Origin of the sequence: Pseudomonas sp. S3E12 (assembly GCF_001702295.1) — a bacterium.
In the GTDB taxonomy this organism is placed as follows: domain Bacteria; phylum Pseudomonadota; class Gammaproteobacteria; order Pseudomonadales; family Pseudomonadaceae; genus Aquipseudomonas; species Aquipseudomonas marginalis.
In genome coordinates this window covers 1-1265 of the sequence record NZ_MBDT01000012.1, presented here as the reverse complement: position 1 = coordinate 1265, position 1265 = coordinate 1, and the positions used below count along the sequence as shown (strand labels likewise).

General features: G+C 60.1%; 1 pseudogene. It reads left to right on the top strand.

From position 1 onward, the window contains the following. Positions 1–1265: pseudogene (locus BB029_RS12715) on the top strand (RHS repeat protein); the annotation flags it as partial.

The window sequence follows — 1265 nt, the reverse complement described above, 5'->3', positions numbered from 1 at the left end:
GTTCGCGTCGTATTACCAGGCGGTGCATGTCGGGAATACAGCTACAACCCCTACGGAAAAATCACCGCCGAACGCGACGAACTGGGCCACGTCATCCGCTACGAATACGCCGACGGGTTGCACCTGATCAGTCGGCGTATCAACGCTGATGGCACTCAGGTCAAGTACCACTACGACAACGTGCGGTTACTGCTGACCGAGATCGAAAACGAAGTTGGCGAGACCTACCGGCTTGATTACCACCCCAATGGCCTGATCCAGCAGGAAATCGGTTTTGATGGGCAGCGCACCGCCTACGTCTACGACCTCAATGGCAACCTGCAGGAAAAGACCGAATACGGTGACGATGGCAGTCAGCTCGTTACTCGTTATGAGCGAGATCACGCCGGACGCCTCGTACGAAAAACCTTACCTGATGGCAATAGCGTCGATTACGCCTACGACCGCCAGGGCAACCTCCTCAGCGTCGACGACGGCCACTGGGCGCTGGCCTACGAATACGACCCACAAAACCGCCTCACCGCCGAACACCAGGGCTGGGGCACCTTGCGCTACGGCTACGACACCTGCGGCCAGCTTCAACACCTGCGCCTGCCGGACAACAACCGTCTGGTGTTCAACCACAGCAAAGGCGGCCACCTCGCCACCGTCGAGTTAAATGGCACGCTGCTGACGTCTCATCTGTTCAAAGCCGGCCAGGAACACCAACGCCAACAAGGCCAACTCCTCAGCCACTACCACTACGACGACCAGCACCGCCTGCACGCCCACGCGATCACCCAGCAACAAGACCATCTCTACCAACGTCAATACGACTACGACAAAACCGGCAACCTCACCCGCCTGCTCGACACCCGCAAAGGCGAACACCACTACCACTACGACCAGCTACACCGCCTGACCCGCGCCGACCACTCCCAAGACCTGCAGGAACGCTTCGGCCACACCCCGGCCGGCACCCTGCTGATGCAAGACCGCCCCGGCCCCGATATCGTCGCCGGCAACCGCCTGATGATCCAGGGCGACCGCCACTATGACTACGATGCCTTCGGCAACCTGATCCGCGAACGGCGGGGTCGTGGGCACACGTTGATTACCGAATACCGCTACGACTGCCAGCACCGGCTGATAGGCCTCACCCAACCCAACGGCCAAACCGCCAGCTATCGTTATGACCCGTTTGGGCGACGCATCAGCAAAACCGTGGACGGCCTAACGACGGAGTTTTTCTGGCAAGGCGACAGGCTGATTGCCGAGCACCATGC